The sequence below is a fragment of the Haloferula sargassicola genome, from assembly GCF_040362925.1.
Taxonomy (GTDB): Bacteria; Verrucomicrobiota; Verrucomicrobiia; order Verrucomicrobiales; family Akkermansiaceae; genus Haloferula; species Haloferula sargassicola.
The window spans coordinates 79,910-92,824 of the sequence record NZ_BAABRI010000006.1 but is presented as its reverse complement, the minus strand read 5'-3'; the positions used below and the strand labels follow the sequence as shown (position 1 = coordinate 92,824).

Here is a 12,915-nt window from a genome sequence, read left to right as displayed (position 1 = left end):
GAAATGCAGCGGATCGAGCCTGGAGGAAGAGTTGCCATGGGGGAATTGAGAGGAGGAAAAGCCGGCGGGCGGTGAAGGCTGGTCCCGGCTTGTCCGCACTCGCGGATAGTCAGGCCGCCCGCCGGCAGATGGGTCAGACGGAGGAGGTGATCGAGGAATCCGCGCCCGTCTTGGGCTTCAGCCAGAACGATTCGGACGGACGGCGGCGGCGGCCGACCTTGGCGAGTTCCTCGTCGGTGAGTTTTTCAAGCGCTTCCTTATCGAGGCGATGGACCGTGACAACGCAGGCGTCGAAGCCGTGCTCCAGGCAGGCCTCGATCGAGGCTTGCTCGTCCCAATCGGATGAAAGGGCCACGATCGCGCTGGAACTCCGCAGCCCGTATTCGGCGAGCTGGGTTTCAGCGCTTTTTCTTCCCTTCGGAATCAAGCGATCCTTGAACTTCCGTAGGTAGCTGGAGGCACCTTTGGTGGCGGCTTTGATCGAGGTCTTCAGCTCGTCGATCCGTTCGCGACGCTTGTCGCGGAGGCGGATGATGTCGCGCTTCTCGGCGGCTTCCAGAACTTCGAGGGCTTTGGAGTCCCGGGCGAGTTGGTCAACGATGTCGGCAAAGCCGGAGTCGGTTTTCGGTGCTTTCATGATGGATTCGTGGGCTGCAGAGTTGGTCAGAGGGCGGCTGCGCCGGGGCCGGCGAGGGTGCGGAGGAAGAAGGCGCGGAGCTGGGTGGTGTGATCGATGTCCTGGAGAACCCGGTCGCCCAGCGGCGAGCATTCGCTGCCGGTGCTGGCGAGCTGCGCGTAGTCGCTGCGCCAGTGCTCCTCCATCTCGCTGAGGAAGCTGATCGCGATGTGCAGACGCTCGGATCCGGGCTGGTCGTGGTTGTCTTTGAGGATGTCGTCGGCGCGCTCGATCAGCTCCGCGACTTCGAGTTCAGGGATGAGTTCTTGGGGCATTTTCGCTTTGGGTTGGGGTGGAAGGATTGAGAGGAAGTGGAGGGCCAGGAGGGTCATGGCGGGGGGAAGGTCGGGAGTAGGTGATGGAGCAATTACTGTGGGGGCAGTAGAAGTAGTCGCGGCCACCTTCATGGGTGGAGAAGCGGAAAGGCTCGCCGTGGAGGGGGCAGTTCATTCCCAGTCGTCCTCGGGGAGTTGGGCGTTGCGCTCGATGATGAGGTGAGCGTGGACGAAGTGCTTGAGGGACAGACGCTCCTTGGCGTTCACGGCGAGGCGCTTGGCGTAGCGGATCCGCTCGGTGATAGACTTGAGGCCCTCGTCCTTGGCGAGGGCACGGAGGATCTCGTAGGGCTGGTCCTTGACGCCACCGATGTCGATCGACTGCTTGCGCGCGGGCCACTTGAGAGCGTGGTGATCGAAGATGGCGCGGAGGTCGGCGACGCGGACGATGTTGCCAAGCTGCACGCGGTGGACGCCGCGTTTGAAGATCTGTTCGAGGTGCGCCTTTTTCGCGCCCTCCATTTCCCGGCGGAAGACGTTGGTGACGACGAGGACGAGACCGCAGCCGGAGTGATCATAGATGTCCCTGACGACCTCCAGGCAGGCGAAGAAGGACTCCCGACGGTAGGTGTAGATCAGCTCGTGGACCTCATCGAGAATGAGGACTTGGTTGGGCGAGAGGGAGTTCTTGATGCGGTCAATCTTCTCCTTCGTATTCCCTTTCTGGCTGACGCCGACGCGCAGCGCGATCGCATCGACCATGCCGCCGAGGCCGGAGGCCGCGGGGATGCGGACGTAGGGCGAGCGACCGTGGTTGTTTTCCACGGAGTAGTGGTTGAGTCCCCAGGTCTTGCCGACATGCGAGGCACCGTAGAGAAAAACGGGGGTGTGGGATTCCCGGGCAAGATCGCAGGCTTGCCAGATGCGCTTAACGGTGGGCGTGACGACGAAGTCAGCGTCGGCCTGCAAGTGGCGTAGTTTCTCTTCCCGCCGGAAGCCGAGGCAGGCTTGGTAGAGCTTGTCGGTGATATCGTAGCGTTGGCCGGACTTGGGATCGACGTGTCGCCCGGTGAAGATCTTGTAGAGGGTGTTCGGTGCGTAGTCGACGCGGGTGGCGAACTCGGGGAAGTAGATCCCCCGGTCGAGGCACCATTGGAAGCACCACAGGAGAACCTCCTTCCGCTCGGGAGTGCAGTGGCGGAGTCCTTGTTGGACGTGATCGGCCGAGAAGTTCCAGGAAGCGCGGGCATTAGCACCCTGGATTTCGAGGGCGCGATCGACGTCGTCGCGTCCGGCTTCGGTGCCGCCGGGCTGGCTGAGGTTGCCGGCGTCGAGTTCGTCGCGGTTTTCATCTTCGGGCGGGGTGTTGTCGTTGGCGATGGTCATGGGCGTGAGGAAAATCAGAGATCGGGATTGAGGAGCTGGGAGGGATCGAAGGGGCTGCTTGAAGCGGGCGTGCAGTGGTCCTGCAGGTCGTTTGCATCGTCGTTTCCGGAGACCAGCAGGGCCGAGGGGTCGAGGCCGTCGAGGGAGGCAGCGGCGGCGTTGACCTTGCGGGTGCGGGCGGCCTGCTTGGCGGACTCGCTGCGGTTCTCGGCTTCGGTGCGGCCGGTCTGGATCACGGAATCATTGTGACGGCGCATCGCCTGACGTTCCTCGACGATGGTCGCGGAGCGGTGGCGGAATTCGGCATCGGCATCGGCCTTGGCGACGGAGCGCATTTCGAGGCCGGCGACGGCGCTCTCGACATCCATGGGAATCCCCGGCGCGGGGCGATGAAGGGTGCCGAGAAAGGCCCCGTCCTCGGTGCAGACGTAGAGTCGATCGATGTCGAAGGGGTTGAGGTAGCAAAGGACCTTCTTGCCCTCCGGGATGCGTTCGACGTTGCCGGCGCGGTTGGTGAACCAGGCGGGAAATTGAAGCGGTCGATCCGAGGATCCATGAAGGGGATCGGCGATCTTGAGCGTGCGGCTCTCGACCGGGCGGAGCTGTGCCCATTCGCGTGGGATAAGGAGGGGAACGGCGCTCTCGGGCAGGCGGCGGATGGCGGGGTCCTGCTGGTAGGCACGGGCGGCTTGCTCCGGTGAGAGTAGTACTTCGCGGATGCAGCGGGGATCGGAGTCCATGACGGCCAGAGCGTGCTGCTGGACAGGCGCGGGTAGCTGGTCGAGATCGGCGCGGTTGAACCACTGCTCGGAGGACGGATCCCAGCGCCAGATCAGGCGGGTGTGGCCGCAGGCTTTCCAACCTTCCAAGGCATGCTGAGTGCGGGCGTTGATGGCGCGATAGAGGGCGCGGTAAAGCCCGGCGCTCTCACTGAAGGAGAGCATGGCGTGGCGGAGCTGGTTGGCGTGAAAGGGATCGAGCTTAGCAGCCGCGGTGAGGAGCTGTTCTTCATACTTCTCGATGCCGTGGAGTTCTTCCGGTGCCTCCGAGTAGTTCCGGCCGACCTGGCCGATAAGGCGTTGATCATAGGTGCGGACGAGGTGGAAGAGGCTTTCCAACGGGGCCTTGGCCCGGAAGTTACCACTCGACTGGGGCTTGAAGAGCATGCCGGAAATGCTGGCCTCGTTGAAGCGCCCGGACCGGGCGACGATCACCTTGCCACCGGTCAAGGCGGCGATGGCCTCGGCGTAGGAGTGGTGGCCGCTGAAGGTGGTCAGTTCCTGATTGCTCCAGGCGTTCGCGGTCTTGTGCTCGAAGACCTGCGTGGTGCCCACGTCGTCGGTGCGGTAGCCGGCCTCCATGAGCTGGCGGATCGCGAACCAGGTGAACTCACGAGAGGTGAGGGTCTTTTTCCGTCCCTCCTCGTCGTCGGTGAAGAGCAGGCGGAGATGGTAATCGAGAAACGCACCGGTGAGGTAGTCGAGGCAGTTGAAGCCGACAGGCCGGGCGGACTTGCTGAGGCCGGCGGCCCAGACTTTGCGGTCGTAGTCCTGGTCATCGAAAAAGACGACCTGAAGGAACTTGCAGCCGACGCGGGTGGACTGGACGGAGGGTAGAAGCGAAGAGGCGTGCTTCTGGCCGCGCTTGCCGAGGGCCTTGCCGAGGGAGTCGGCGGCGTGGCGGCGGAGGTTATCGGGTGACCAGCCGTAGGGATAGCCGGTGGCGGGATCAGCGGGCGGCGGGCAATCGTAGCCAGGGATCTGGTACTGGGGATCGCCCGTGGTGCGCCAGAGGTTCCAGCGGTCGACGAAGAAGCGGTGGATCTCCGTGCCTGCGTCCTTGGAGCGCTGGTGACGGATGGACTCGGTGGCGATGGCCTCGCGGAAGCGCCTGGGCAGGCCGCGGCCGGTGAGGCCGGCGGCACGGGTATCGAGGAGACCCTTCCAGCCTTTGCTACGGAAGGCGGCGTAGTAGCGATTCACGGAGCCCGGGTTGACGCCGAGGGCGTGGGCAGCAGACTTGACGATGTGGGCTTTGGTGCCGTGGCCGGCCTTCATGAGTCGCTCGATCCATGGCAGCTTGCGGAGGATATCGGCCTGGGCGGTCTCCGGGATCGCGGCGAAGGCTTCGAAGTCGTCGATGAGACGGAGGGTGCCGAGGGATGAGTCTGCGAGGTGCATGAGAGTGCCGAGTGAGCAGCGATCAGTGATCAGTGGGAATGGAGAGGCCGAGGGCGCGGCCTTTGTCGGTGAGCTGGAGGCGGGCGTCGGCGGGATCGCCGGATTCGGCGGGGAGGATGTCGATGAGTCCCTCGGCGGCGAGGTGGTGGATGGCGTCGGCGATGGACTCAGGGGGCTCCCGCGGGGGCGCGGGGGCGCGGAGGGGTTCGCCCATTTCGTAAACGGGGATGCTGGGGACGTGGCGGGTGTTCCAGGCGGCGATGGCTTCGGCGCGGGTATCGCCGTAGGCAATGGCGGTGGATGGGCAGAGACCTCCCGGGCAGGAGATGATGACGTGAGCAGGCCCGCATTCGTCCTCGTCGAACTCTTCGACTTCAGGATCTTGGCCGCAGAATGGGCATGGGAGGAGTGAGGTGGAGTTCATGGCTGGTTTCAATTGGCGATGGGCATGGGGACGAGGCCGGTGATGGGGTCGCCGTTCTCGGCGCGGGCGCGGAGCCGGAGGTAGAGGGCGCGGTCTTCGGGATTCGCGGCGATGCGTCTGCTGACGGCGCGACAGGCGTGCATCACCGTCCCGTGATCCCGACCCCCGAAGTGGTGGCCGATGGCGGAATACGGGAGATGTAGTAGTTCCCGGCAAAGCTGCATCGCAATCTGCCGGTGCCATGCGAGCGGCTGAGGACGCTGGGGGCCGATGAACTGCTGAACCGTGTGGCCGGTGGCGACGGCGACGCTGGTAAGGATGGCTTGCGCCGAAAGATCGGTCTGCGGCGTGAACAGGTGGGAGATGTTCTTCATGGCTTGCGATGGGTTGGCGTTCTGGGGGGCGGGAGTTACGGGGTGGATCGTAGGACGCGGGGTGTCGCGGGCTGCCGGGGTTCACAGGCGAGACGCCTGTGCTCCTTTAGGCCTCAATGGCGGGTTGGAGCTTCTTGGCCTTGGCAGAGCGAACGTCCTCCAGCGCGTCCTCCAGCTCCCGTTCGAGGGTGGTGAGGCTCAACTCATCCTCGGTGGAAGAAATGGGCGGGAGGGTATGCAGCAGCGCCTGATAGTCCCGGTTGACGTGGCGCTGGCTGAGTGCCTGGTGCCATTGATCGAAAAAGATGAAGGCCAGTTGGCCGGCTTTCTCGTCTTCGGTGGTCTCCTTCTTCTTCTCGACTTTCCCGCCCTTGGTGGGGACGTGGACTTTGACGAGCCGAAGCTCTTCGAGGAGGGCCTTTTGGGTGTCGCCATCGGCAGCGGTGGCGATGGCCTTCTCGACGGCTTTGCGGTCCTTCGTCGAGAGAGTTTCCGGGGGCTTGCAGAGGGTCTGCAAGAGAGATGGGAGATCGTGGATCGTAGATGGTAGATCCGAAGACTCGGCGTTGTCGGAGGCGACCTGGACGCCGTGGAGGAGCTTCTTGCTGAGCTTGGCCTGGAAGCCTTCGTAAACGCGGATGAAGCGGTCGGCGGTCTCGCGAGAAACGTCGAGTTCGGAGGCGACCCACTCGGGCCACGATTTAAAGTGGTCACCGTGACCACTTTCCGGCCGGCGACCGGATCCGGTGAAGCCAAGCTTCTGCTTGATGTCGGAAAGCTCCCAGCCGAGGCAGATTTGGGCGGCAAGAAATCGGCGGCCGGTTTCGCGGACCGCGGTGAGGTAAAGGCGAGCGGAGTCCCAGCTTATGGTCGATTGGAGATTGGCGGATGCCGATTGGTTGGCAGTGCCTTTGCAACGGTGGGCTTTGAGGCCGCGGGCGGTGAAGTTCGAGGTGCCGCAGCCGGAGCAGGTGAGAAGGGTTTCAGACATAGGACGAATGGGACGTATTAGTGGAAGTCGCCGAAGAAGGGGTTGGGGGCGGCGTGTTCGAGTTCGCGGGCGACGGGTTCTTGATGCTTGGTCGGGCCGAAGCGCGATTGAAGGTCGCGGCGGAGGCCCTCGGGCATGGGCGGGCAATCCGGGTCTGACGGAAGTTTGAGAGCCCGGGCGATGGCTTCGTGCTCTTCGATGGAGCGACGGCGGCCCTCAAGGATGCCGCGGCGAAATGCCGAGCGGCAGCGGGCGGAGAGACAGGCGGCACATCCAAGGCCGAAGCCGACGGCGGTGCCGATGAGCGGGATGAGGAGGTCGAGGTTCATAACGAGAAGAGGGGGCGAGTTTTCAGTGTTCAGTTTTCAGGGCAGTAGGTCTGGAGGCCGGCGCTCCAGTTTCAGCGAGACATGCGGAGGCCGAGTTTGGAGGCCTTGCGGTTGAGGCGACGGCGTGCGGCGGCGTAGCGCTGCTGTTGGAGGGCATCGGCGAGGAGGTCGGCTGCGGTGTTCCAAGCGAGTTCGGCCCCGAGGTTGTCGGAGCGGTTGCCGGCGCGGAGGCGGAACTCGTGGATGAGTTCGGCGACGGGATCGGTTTGCTTGGACATGGTTCAGAGGGGGCGGGTGGAGAGGTGGAACTGGCCGCCGATCTGGTATTCACCTGGCTCAAGGCGGCGGAGGGCAGAGATGCCGAACAGGCGGAAGCGGCGCTCGGTGCGGAGGATGGTCGCGGCTTCCTGGCGGGTAATGGCGGTGCGGAAGCCGAAGAGGCGACCGAAGGCAGGGCTGGTTTTCATGGGTCCAGTGGGAGGCGGCGGATGGTTTTGGGGTCGATGCCAAGGGCTCCGGCACTGCGCTTGGCCGCGGTGATGGCGTGGCGCTGGCGGGTGAGGATGGCGGCCTCCGAGCAGCCACAGAGATCGGCCAAGTCGGCCAGGCTCCATCCCCCGGGCGGGGTGAGTTTGGCGGCACTGAGAGTGGCCAGGGTGGCGTCGATGCGGAGCGTGGCCGGCATATCAGCGAGCGGGTGGTCGGACGGCTTGGGCATGATCGGAGTGCCAAGTGAGCAGTGATCGGTGATCAGCGGTTGAAGTCGCCCCGGTCCTGGGCCTCGGCGTGGCGGCGGAGATAGGCCGGGAGAGCCGGGCTTTCGGTGTTTCGGTGGTCGGTGTTTCGGCGGAGGCGGCGGAAGAGGCGGAGGAGGAGATTGGAGAGGATCATGGTCATGGTGGTGAGATGTGCCCCGCGTCGGAGGTGGGGGGAGCTGCCGACGCGGGGCGGTCCGGGGGAGAGCTGTTCAGGCGGGCGAAGGGTTCTCGGGGAGCTTGCGGATGAGGCCGATAAGACGGCGGGACTGGCGGTGGCCGTTGAGGACGAGAGAAAGGTGAGCGCGCGTCACACCGAAGCGGGTGGCCGCCGCCGACTGGGTCCACCCGGTGCGCCGCATGTGGAGACGCGCCTCACGTATTTCAGGAGGTAGCTTTTTGGTGGTGGGGCTCATTTGTTTCAGGTAACAGGGGGTTGCGCGTTACAACGCGAGAAATACAACCACGCGAATACTCTGCAAGCAGAAAATACAACCGCCGCGATATTTTCGCAGCAATTGCGGGCGCTAATGCTCTCGAGGAATATTACCCAAGTCGAGATTGCGAGAGGCGCTGGGGTGACTCAAGCTGCCGTCTCGAAGTGGCTAAAAGGGACCGTGCCAAAGGGAGATCAGCTCTGGGCCTTATCAAAGTCGCTCTCTCTTCCGATGGAGGCACTCTTTTCTGGCGCTGAACTCCCCGCGCAGGCTGAAGCAACATCAGTCCCTTCGGAATATAACCCCGGAAAACATTCAAGGCAGATTCCCGTGATCGGTTGGGCGCATGCGGGCGAAGCGGTAGCTTATGAAGAACTACCCGGGGACTGGCAGAATCGGATCCCCACGGAGTGCCGAGATCCGAAGGCGTTTGCGGTTTCACTGGAAGGCGACTCGATGGCCCCTGAATTTCGCGATGGCCAGCTGCTCGTCTTGATGCCTTCCGAGGAGGCCTACTCCGGCTGCTTCGTCGTTTGCCGCTTCAAGGATGACGGAGTGCTATTCCGCCGGATCGAATTCGCCGGGGAGGAAATCGTCCTCCATCCTCTCAACCCCCGCTACGACTCGCGGAGCTACCCGCGTGAAGCCTTTGCCTGGATCTACCCGGTGTGGGGATCCTGGGCACAACTCTGGAAGCGATGAGTATGGAAGAACCTAGAGGCAGGGCTACCTATTTGAGAGGTGACCATGTCTACGAAGTAGCTCGCCGTTTTTGGTTGGGCCGCTCCAGTAAGGAGGAACAGCAATTTGCCTCCGTCCTTTTGTCTACGATGGCGGTAGAGTCCTTCGTGAACGATTTGGTCATGTCACTTTGGCACGCTGCCGATGGGACACATGACCGCCAATTGCTGAGCCGATTTGAAATCTTAAGCGAACTAGATTCACGGCATTTGAGTTTGCTGGCCAGAATCAAGGTGATTCACCTCCTTTTCGGTCAGAGCTACGATGAGGAGTGCGATGACCACGTTCGCCTGAAGCTCCTCTTTGATATCCGAAATCAACTCGCCCATTTACGCCCTCATTCTATCGAAAGCGGTGGCGAGAAGCCGAGAATTCTCACGAAAACTAAGGGGCTTCTGACAGATTTAAAAAGGGAAGGGCTAGTTGAAAAAGATCTAATGCAAGACCCAATCCTTGACTGGTACGATGTGATTCAGAAGGAGAGGTGCGCGAGGTGGGCTTTCTTGGTAGCAACGACCGCCATTCGTTCGATGTGCAATGTGCTTCCCGATGGGGCTTTAGCAACGTACTTCAAGGAGACCTACCTTCTACGTGCGGTGCCGCCGGGAATCGATCTCTTCGAAGGACTGGAAAACGAATGAAAGTTCCTCATCAGATCGTCGCGCTCATCCCTCTCGTAACCTTTTCGGCTGCAATCGGGGCGGAGCACCCGGAGCGTTGGTACCAGGAGAAGGCTGCGGAGAAGCTCGGCGGCAAAATGGAGGTGCGGGTTCCCGACGGGCGGGTGGACATCGTGACCGACGAGTATGCGATCGAGGTGGAGTTCGCTTCGAAATGGAAGAACGCGATCGGCCAGGCGCTTTGGTACGCGATGCAGACGAACAAGAAGGCCGGGATCGTGGTGATCATCAAGAACGCCAAGGACGCCGGCGACGCGATCCGGTTGGAGAGCGTCATTGAACACAACCGGCTGCCGATCCGGGTTTGGCGGTGGGGGGAGGACATTTGATTGCGAGCCAATGTGCGCACCGAAAATCCAAAAAACCCGTTTTCATGGCCGAATAGAAAAGGCATTTTCTGGAAGCGGGTTCGAAGCCTACCAAGGAAACAGTGCTGTCTATCTCAAGCGTGGCCCCGGTGAGATCAGGAGATGGCGCCTAAGATTGGCACCTTCTGGAGTTTATCGTTTGGAAATCATTGGAAGCTGCGCTCTCAACAGGGTTGTAACGCGCCTCGTGAAGGCATGGAGTCTAGATCCTCGGCTGATGCCTCAGAGCTGCCACGATCAGCTCGAACTTCATTTCGTTGCTGAAGAATGCGACGAGGTCATCAAGGGGGTGGTGAGGCTTGAAGCCGAGTTTACCTCGACCCGGCGATGGTCGATCAGGCACTTCGATTTGAGAATTCTGCCGGTGGGTGAAAATTGTTGGTACACTCACAAGGCTTTGGCGGCCGTGGGGAACTCGGTATTGAATGAAGCAGATTAGGCCGCGGTTTGGGCTGGACCGCTGAGCCGGAAATCGATTCTGATAGACCAACCCAAAGCCAGCCATGAAAATCCGATACAGCCAATGGACGCGTGACAGGCAAATCGCGGTCAACAGCCTCCGCTTTGATCCGCAAAATCCACGCCTCGAGGGCGTTGGAAAGGGCGAGAAGTCGGTGATCCAAGCGCTGGCGGAACTTGAGGACATTTCGGATCTGCTCAAGCGGATCACCAAGTATGGGCTCGCCCCGATTGAGCGCTTGGTGGTCATCTACGAGGAGGAAAAGCCTATTGTTATCGAAGGAAACCGGCGGCTCGCGGTTTACAAGATGTTGCTCGATCCGGAGAAAGCACCAAGATCACTGGCGTCCGCAGTGAAGAAGGCCCGCAACGAACTGGGACCGTCAGAGATCCCGCGCAAAGTCGGCTGCGACATCCCCCAGGATGTTGCGGAGGCGAAGGTGTACGCCTACATGAAGCACGCCGACGATAAACACTTCAGACCTTGGGCGAAGATCCAACAGGCAGTGGTGGATTGCGGCATCGCTGATGAAATGGAGCGGGGCGAACCAGTGGCGGTTCCCCTCACTGACGCGACAATCCGTGACGCCAGGGCGATGGTGGAGTTTTTCAGGTTGGCTGGGATTCTTTCCCGTGATGGGAAGAGCGGGATCAAGGCGAAGACGTTGCGGAACTTTCCTTATGACGCAGTGAAGCGTACCTTCCTTGCGAAAGACATCGGTCCGCTAATCGGGTTGAAGGCGACAAAGTCGGGACTAGAGGTCAAAGGCGACGCGTCTGAATTCACGGAGTTTTTCCGCGTGACTCTTTCCAAAATGGCGGAGGGCCGGGCCACGCGGGTGTTCAACACCACCGAGCAGGCTGCGGAGTGGGTGGCCGAGACCGGTTACAAGCCGAAGGGCAAGAAGACCGAGTCGCTTGCCAAACATATCGAGTCCCTGGACGCCCACGAGGACGAGGAAGACGATAGCTCAACGAAAGGACGACTCGGAAGGAAGAAGACGACCAAGGTGGCGCGGCGATTGGCCAAGGTGTTCCGCATCCAGTTGAAGCCCGAGTATCAGGCTCCGAAGCTGGAGGACCTCTTGGGTGAAGTGGAGAAGCTTAACGTGGAGAGGCAGCAGAATTTGTCCGCCGTAGGGCTGCGTTGTGTCCTTGAGCTTGCGGTGGATGGTGCCTTGGAGGAACGAGGCTTGATGACGGTCTACACCGCTTCACTCAAAGGCGGCAGGGACTTGCTCAGCACGAGAATCCAGTGGTTGCGGGACAAGAGCGGAATCACCTTCGACAGGGATTGCAGCCGGGCGCTCAACGCTCTGATGGACTCGAATATGAAAGTGGCTGCATTGGATTCACTCAATGCCTGGGTCCATAGCAAGTGGGCTCCGGCGACCGGGGGGGACGTCCAAAGGAGGGCGATGGAACTCACTCCTTTGCTGCAACTGCTCCTGAGCAAAGGCTGAGCCCTCCTGCTAAACTGACGGCATGACTACATTGAGCCCACTCCGATATCCGGGAGGAAAAGCATCGTTCACCGATTTTTTCGGGCGGTTGCTGGAAGTGAACGGGTTGGAAGGCGGGCTCTATGCCGAGCCGTTCGCCGGAGGTGCCGGGGCTGCTGCAGGGCTGCTGGTGGCCGGGTATGTCGACCGGATCGCAATCAATGATGCGGACCGCCGGGTCTACGCCTTCTGGAAGTCCGCCTTGCGGAACACCACCCGATTCATTCGCCGAGTTGAGGCAACTCCTCTGACGATCGAGGAATGGGAGCGGCAGCGGGCGATCTACCTTCGGCCCGAAGGAAAATCCGATCTGGCGGTCGGGTTCGCCTCCTTCTTTTTGAATCGGGCCAACCGGTCCGGCATCATGGTCAACGGGGGGCCGATCGGAGGCAAAGCCCAGACCGGAAAGTGGAAGTTGGACGCGCGTTTCAACAAGCTTGATCTGATCGCAAGAATTGAACGACTGGCGGACTACGGAGACCGGATTCTCCTTTCGTGCGAAGACGCCGCCGATTTTCTGCAAAGGATTCCCGCCATGGCCGGGACGGATCCGGCCTTGGTTTATCTCGATCCCCCGTACTTTGAAAAAGGAGGACGTCTCTACATGAACGCATTCACCCCTGGGGACCACGAGCGGCTCGGGGCCTTGATGGAGAATGTAGATTTGCATTGGGTGATGACCTATGACGATTGCCCGGAGATCCGGAGAATATACCAGTGGGCGAACTGTCGGTCCTTCAGTCTGAAATACAGTGCTTATAAAGTCAGGTCCGGCGGCGAGGTTCTAATCTGGCCGGATTCGATCCGAATCCCCAAGCTTGGGGGATCGGCGAAAATCCGGCGCTGAGTCCCCGTGCTATGCTGCGTTCGTGAGCGCGCACTGGCAGCCGATGTTGTTCGAGGCGGAGGTCGTAAAGGCCGGGCCGGGGGAGGCCGTGGTGCGGGCCGGGAGGCCGCTGCTGGAGGGTGACGTGGATCGTGTGCGGGTGATCCTCGGCGGAAAGGATGTGATCAGCCGGTCGATGGTGCACCGGCTTCGGCGTGAGGGAAAGATCCGGGGGTGGCAACCGCGCGGCGGGGGTAAGCGTCGCGATGGGCGGGCGAGCAATGCGAAGTGGATTTTCGATCTCGGCACGGTTTACGCGCACCGGGAGAAGAGAAGAGCTGAAGGGGAGCGATAACTTCAGGACAGAAAGGTCTTCCACCCCAGCCAGCAGACGCCACTGAAGAGGGCGGCGATAGGAACACAGCAGCCGAGAGAGCTTCGTCTTTTCGTGGCCGGCAATCCGAATGCCTTCCTCACCTCCCGTTTGAGCTTCTGCTTCCGACCCGACCTTG

20 protein-coding genes and 1 pseudogene are annotated in these 12,915 nt (G+C 61.5%); 8 read left to right on the top strand and 13 right to left on the bottom strand.

The annotated features are described in order from the left end of the window. Window positions 1-133 precede the first annotated feature (133 nt). The 13 genes from ABXH26_RS06525 to ABXH26_RS06465 all read right to left on the bottom strand — a co-directional run bounded on the left by ABXH26_RS06525 (window position 134) and on the right by ABXH26_RS06465 (window position 7,806). Entirely contained in the window at window positions 134-637 is a 504-nt protein-coding gene (locus tag ABXH26_RS06525; protein WP_353566239.1) for a host-nuclease inhibitor Gam family protein, read from the bottom strand. A gap of 26 nt (window positions 638-663) precedes the next feature. Further along, window positions 664-951 carry a hypothetical protein gene (locus ABXH26_RS06520; RefSeq protein WP_353566238.1) on the bottom strand — a complete coding sequence of 96 codons (288 nt, stop codon included), beginning with the start codon at window positions 949-951 and terminating at the stop codon, window positions 664-666. 171 nt (window positions 952-1,122) lie between these two features. Continuing rightward, a complete protein-coding gene (locus ABXH26_RS06515; protein ID WP_353566237.1) occupies window positions 1,123-2,337 on the bottom strand; it encodes an AAA family ATPase in 1,215 nt (404 codons plus the stop codon). 14 nt (window positions 2,338-2,351) lie between these two features. After that, window positions 2,352-4,517, bottom strand: a complete 2,166-nt coding sequence (locus tag ABXH26_RS06510) for a helix-turn-helix domain-containing protein (RefSeq protein ID WP_353566236.1) — start codon at window positions 4,515-4,517, stop codon at window positions 2,352-2,354. Between the two features lie 22 nt (window positions 4,518-4,539). After that, a complete protein-coding gene (locus ABXH26_RS06505; RefSeq protein ID WP_353566235.1) occupies window positions 4,540-4,941 on the bottom strand; it encodes a Lar family restriction alleviation protein in 402 nt (133 codons plus the stop codon). 8 nt (window positions 4,942-4,949) lie between these two features. Next, entirely contained in the window at window positions 4,950-5,315 is a 366-nt protein-coding gene (locus ABXH26_RS06500) for a helix-turn-helix domain-containing protein (RefSeq protein WP_353566234.1), read from the bottom strand. A 106-nt stretch (window positions 5,316-5,421) separates the two neighbouring features. Next, window positions 5,422-6,306 carry a hypothetical protein gene (locus tag ABXH26_RS06495; protein WP_353566233.1) on the bottom strand — a complete coding sequence of 295 codons (885 nt, stop codon included), beginning with the start codon at window positions 6,304-6,306 and terminating at the stop codon, window positions 5,422-5,424. Between the two features lie 17 nt (window positions 6,307-6,323). Continuing rightward, the gene (locus ABXH26_RS06490; RefSeq protein WP_353566232.1) at window positions 6,324-6,635 is read right to left on the bottom strand and encodes a hypothetical protein; all 312 of its coding nucleotides are present in this window, start codon (window positions 6,633-6,635) and stop codon (window positions 6,324-6,326) included. 71 nt (window positions 6,636-6,706) lie between these two features. Then, window positions 6,707-6,913, bottom strand: a complete 207-nt coding sequence (locus ABXH26_RS06485; RefSeq protein WP_353566231.1) for a hypothetical protein — start codon at window positions 6,911-6,913, stop codon at window positions 6,707-6,709. Window positions 6,914-6,916: 3 nt separating this feature from the next. Beyond that, window positions 6,917-7,102 carry a hypothetical protein gene (locus ABXH26_RS06480; protein WP_353566230.1) on the bottom strand — a complete coding sequence of 62 codons (186 nt, stop codon included), beginning with the start codon at window positions 7,100-7,102 and terminating at the stop codon, window positions 6,917-6,919. Next, entirely contained in the window at window positions 7,099-7,353 is a 255-nt protein-coding gene (locus tag ABXH26_RS06475) for a hypothetical protein (protein WP_353566229.1), read from the bottom strand. Before ABXH26_RS06475 ends, ABXH26_RS06480 begins: the two co-directional genes overlap by 4 nt. Before the next feature lie 32 nt (window positions 7,354-7,385). Beyond that, window positions 7,386-7,532, bottom strand: a complete 147-nt coding sequence (locus ABXH26_RS06470) for a hypothetical protein (protein ID WP_353566228.1) — start codon at window positions 7,530-7,532, stop codon at window positions 7,386-7,388. 70 nt (window positions 7,533-7,602) lie between these two features. Then, window positions 7,603-7,806: a transcriptional regulator gene (locus ABXH26_RS06465; RefSeq protein ID WP_353566227.1), complete on the bottom strand. Its 204-nt coding sequence runs from the start codon at window positions 7,804-7,806 to the stop codon at window positions 7,603-7,605. 114 nt (window positions 7,807-7,920) lie between these two features. Here ABXH26_RS06465 and ABXH26_RS06460 point away from each other — a divergent pair. The 8 genes and pseudogenes from ABXH26_RS06460 to ABXH26_RS06425 form a co-directional block, all read left to right on the top strand. Next, window positions 7,921-8,052 (top strand): annotated as a pseudogene (locus tag ABXH26_RS06460) (helix-turn-helix domain-containing protein); the annotation flags it as partial. A gap of 6 nt (window positions 8,053-8,058) precedes the next feature. Next, a complete protein-coding gene (locus ABXH26_RS06455; protein WP_353566343.1) occupies window positions 8,059-8,529 on the top strand; it encodes a S24 family peptidase in 471 nt (156 codons plus the stop codon). A 146-nt stretch (window positions 8,530-8,675) separates the two neighbouring features. Next, window positions 8,676-9,209, top strand: coding sequence for a hypothetical protein (locus ABXH26_RS06450; protein WP_353566226.1), 534 nt, complete (start codon window positions 8,676-8,678; stop codon window positions 9,207-9,209). Further along, on the top strand, window positions 9,206-9,577 hold the full coding sequence (locus ABXH26_RS06445) for a hypothetical protein (RefSeq protein ID WP_353566225.1): 372 nt from the start codon (window positions 9,206-9,208) through the stop codon (window positions 9,575-9,577). The genes ABXH26_RS06450 and ABXH26_RS06445 overlap by 4 nt, the downstream gene beginning before the upstream one ends. A 10-nt stretch (window positions 9,578-9,587) precedes the next feature. Next, on the top strand, window positions 9,588-10,055 hold the full coding sequence (locus ABXH26_RS06440) for a hypothetical protein (RefSeq protein WP_353566224.1): 468 nt from the start codon (window positions 9,588-9,590) through the stop codon (window positions 10,053-10,055). Between the two features lie 64 nt (window positions 10,056-10,119). After that, window positions 10,120-11,538 (top strand): hypothetical protein, encoded by a 1,419-nt coding sequence (locus ABXH26_RS06435; protein ID WP_353566223.1) that lies wholly within the window; start codon window positions 10,120-10,122, stop codon window positions 11,536-11,538. A 22-nt stretch (window positions 11,539-11,560) separates the two neighbouring features. After that, window positions 11,561-12,424 (top strand): DNA adenine methylase, encoded by an 864-nt coding sequence (locus ABXH26_RS06430; RefSeq protein WP_353566222.1) that lies wholly within the window; start codon window positions 11,561-11,563, stop codon window positions 12,422-12,424. A gap of 22 nt (window positions 12,425-12,446) precedes the next feature. Beyond that, window positions 12,447-12,758, top strand: coding sequence for a hypothetical protein (locus tag ABXH26_RS06425; RefSeq protein WP_353566221.1), 312 nt, complete (start codon window positions 12,447-12,449; stop codon window positions 12,756-12,758). The last annotated feature ends 157 nt before the right edge of the window (window positions 12,759-12,915 follow it).

What these genes read in the sequence shown, in the direction of transcription:
- ABXH26_RS06475 (WP_353566229.1), bottom strand. Translation starts at nt 7,353, where the DNA reads ATGCCCAAGCCGTCCGACCACCCGCTCGCTGATATGCCGGCCACGCTC.
- ABXH26_RS06435 (WP_353566223.1), top strand. Translation starts at nt 10,120, where the DNA reads ATGAAAATCCGATACAGCCAATGGACGCGTGACAGGCAAATCGCGGTC.
- ABXH26_RS06445 (WP_353566225.1), top strand. Translation starts at nt 9,206, where the DNA reads ATGAAAGTTCCTCATCAGATCGTCGCGCTCATCCCTCTCGTAACCTTT.
- ABXH26_RS06430 (WP_353566222.1), top strand. Translation starts at nt 11,561, where the DNA reads ATGACTACATTGAGCCCACTCCGATATCCGGGAGGAAAAGCATCGTTC.
- ABXH26_RS06495 (WP_353566233.1), bottom strand. Translation starts at nt 6,306, where the DNA reads ATGTCTGAAACCCTTCTCACCTGCTCCGGCTGCGGCACCTCGAACTTC.
- ABXH26_RS06515 (WP_353566237.1), bottom strand. Translation starts at nt 2,337, where the DNA reads ATGACCATCGCCAACGACAACACCCCGCCCGAAGATGAAAACCGCGAC.
- ABXH26_RS06500 (WP_353566234.1), bottom strand. Translation starts at nt 5,315, where the DNA reads ATGAAGAACATCTCCCACCTGTTCACGCCGCAGACCGATCTTTCGGCG.
- ABXH26_RS06505 (WP_353566235.1), bottom strand. Translation starts at nt 4,941, where the DNA reads ATGAACTCCACCTCACTCCTCCCATGCCCATTCTGCGGCCAAGATCCT.
- ABXH26_RS06510 (WP_353566236.1), bottom strand. Translation starts at nt 4,517, where the DNA reads ATGCACCTCGCAGACTCATCCCTCGGCACCCTCCGTCTCATCGACGAC.
- ABXH26_RS06520 (WP_353566238.1), bottom strand. Translation starts at nt 951, where the DNA reads ATGCCCCAAGAACTCATCCCTGAACTCGAAGTCGCGGAGCTGATCGAG.
- ABXH26_RS06485 (WP_353566231.1), bottom strand. Translation starts at nt 6,913, where the DNA reads ATGTCCAAGCAAACCGATCCCGTCGCCGAACTCATCCACGAGTTCCGC.
- ABXH26_RS06470 (WP_353566228.1), bottom strand. Translation starts at nt 7,532, where the DNA reads ATGACCATGATCCTCTCCAATCTCCTCCTCCGCCTCTTCCGCCGCCTC.
- ABXH26_RS06440 (WP_353566224.1), top strand. Translation starts at nt 9,588, where the DNA reads ATGTGCGCACCGAAAATCCAAAAAACCCGTTTTCATGGCCGAATAGAA.
- ABXH26_RS06480 (WP_353566230.1), bottom strand. Translation starts at nt 7,102, where the DNA reads ATGAAAACCAGCCCTGCCTTCGGTCGCCTCTTCGGCTTCCGCACCGCC.
- ABXH26_RS06465 (WP_353566227.1), bottom strand. Translation starts at nt 7,806, where the DNA reads ATGAGCCCCACCACCAAAAAGCTACCTCCTGAAATACGTGAGGCGCGT.
- ABXH26_RS06455 (WP_353566343.1), top strand. Translation starts at nt 8,059, where the DNA reads ATGGAGGCACTCTTTTCTGGCGCTGAACTCCCCGCGCAGGCTGAAGCA.
- ABXH26_RS06490 (WP_353566232.1), bottom strand. Translation starts at nt 6,635, where the DNA reads ATGAACCTCGACCTCCTCATCCCGCTCATCGGCACCGCCGTCGGCTTC.
- ABXH26_RS06525 (WP_353566239.1), bottom strand. Translation starts at nt 637, where the DNA reads ATGAAAGCACCGAAAACCGACTCCGGCTTTGCCGACATCGTTGACCAA.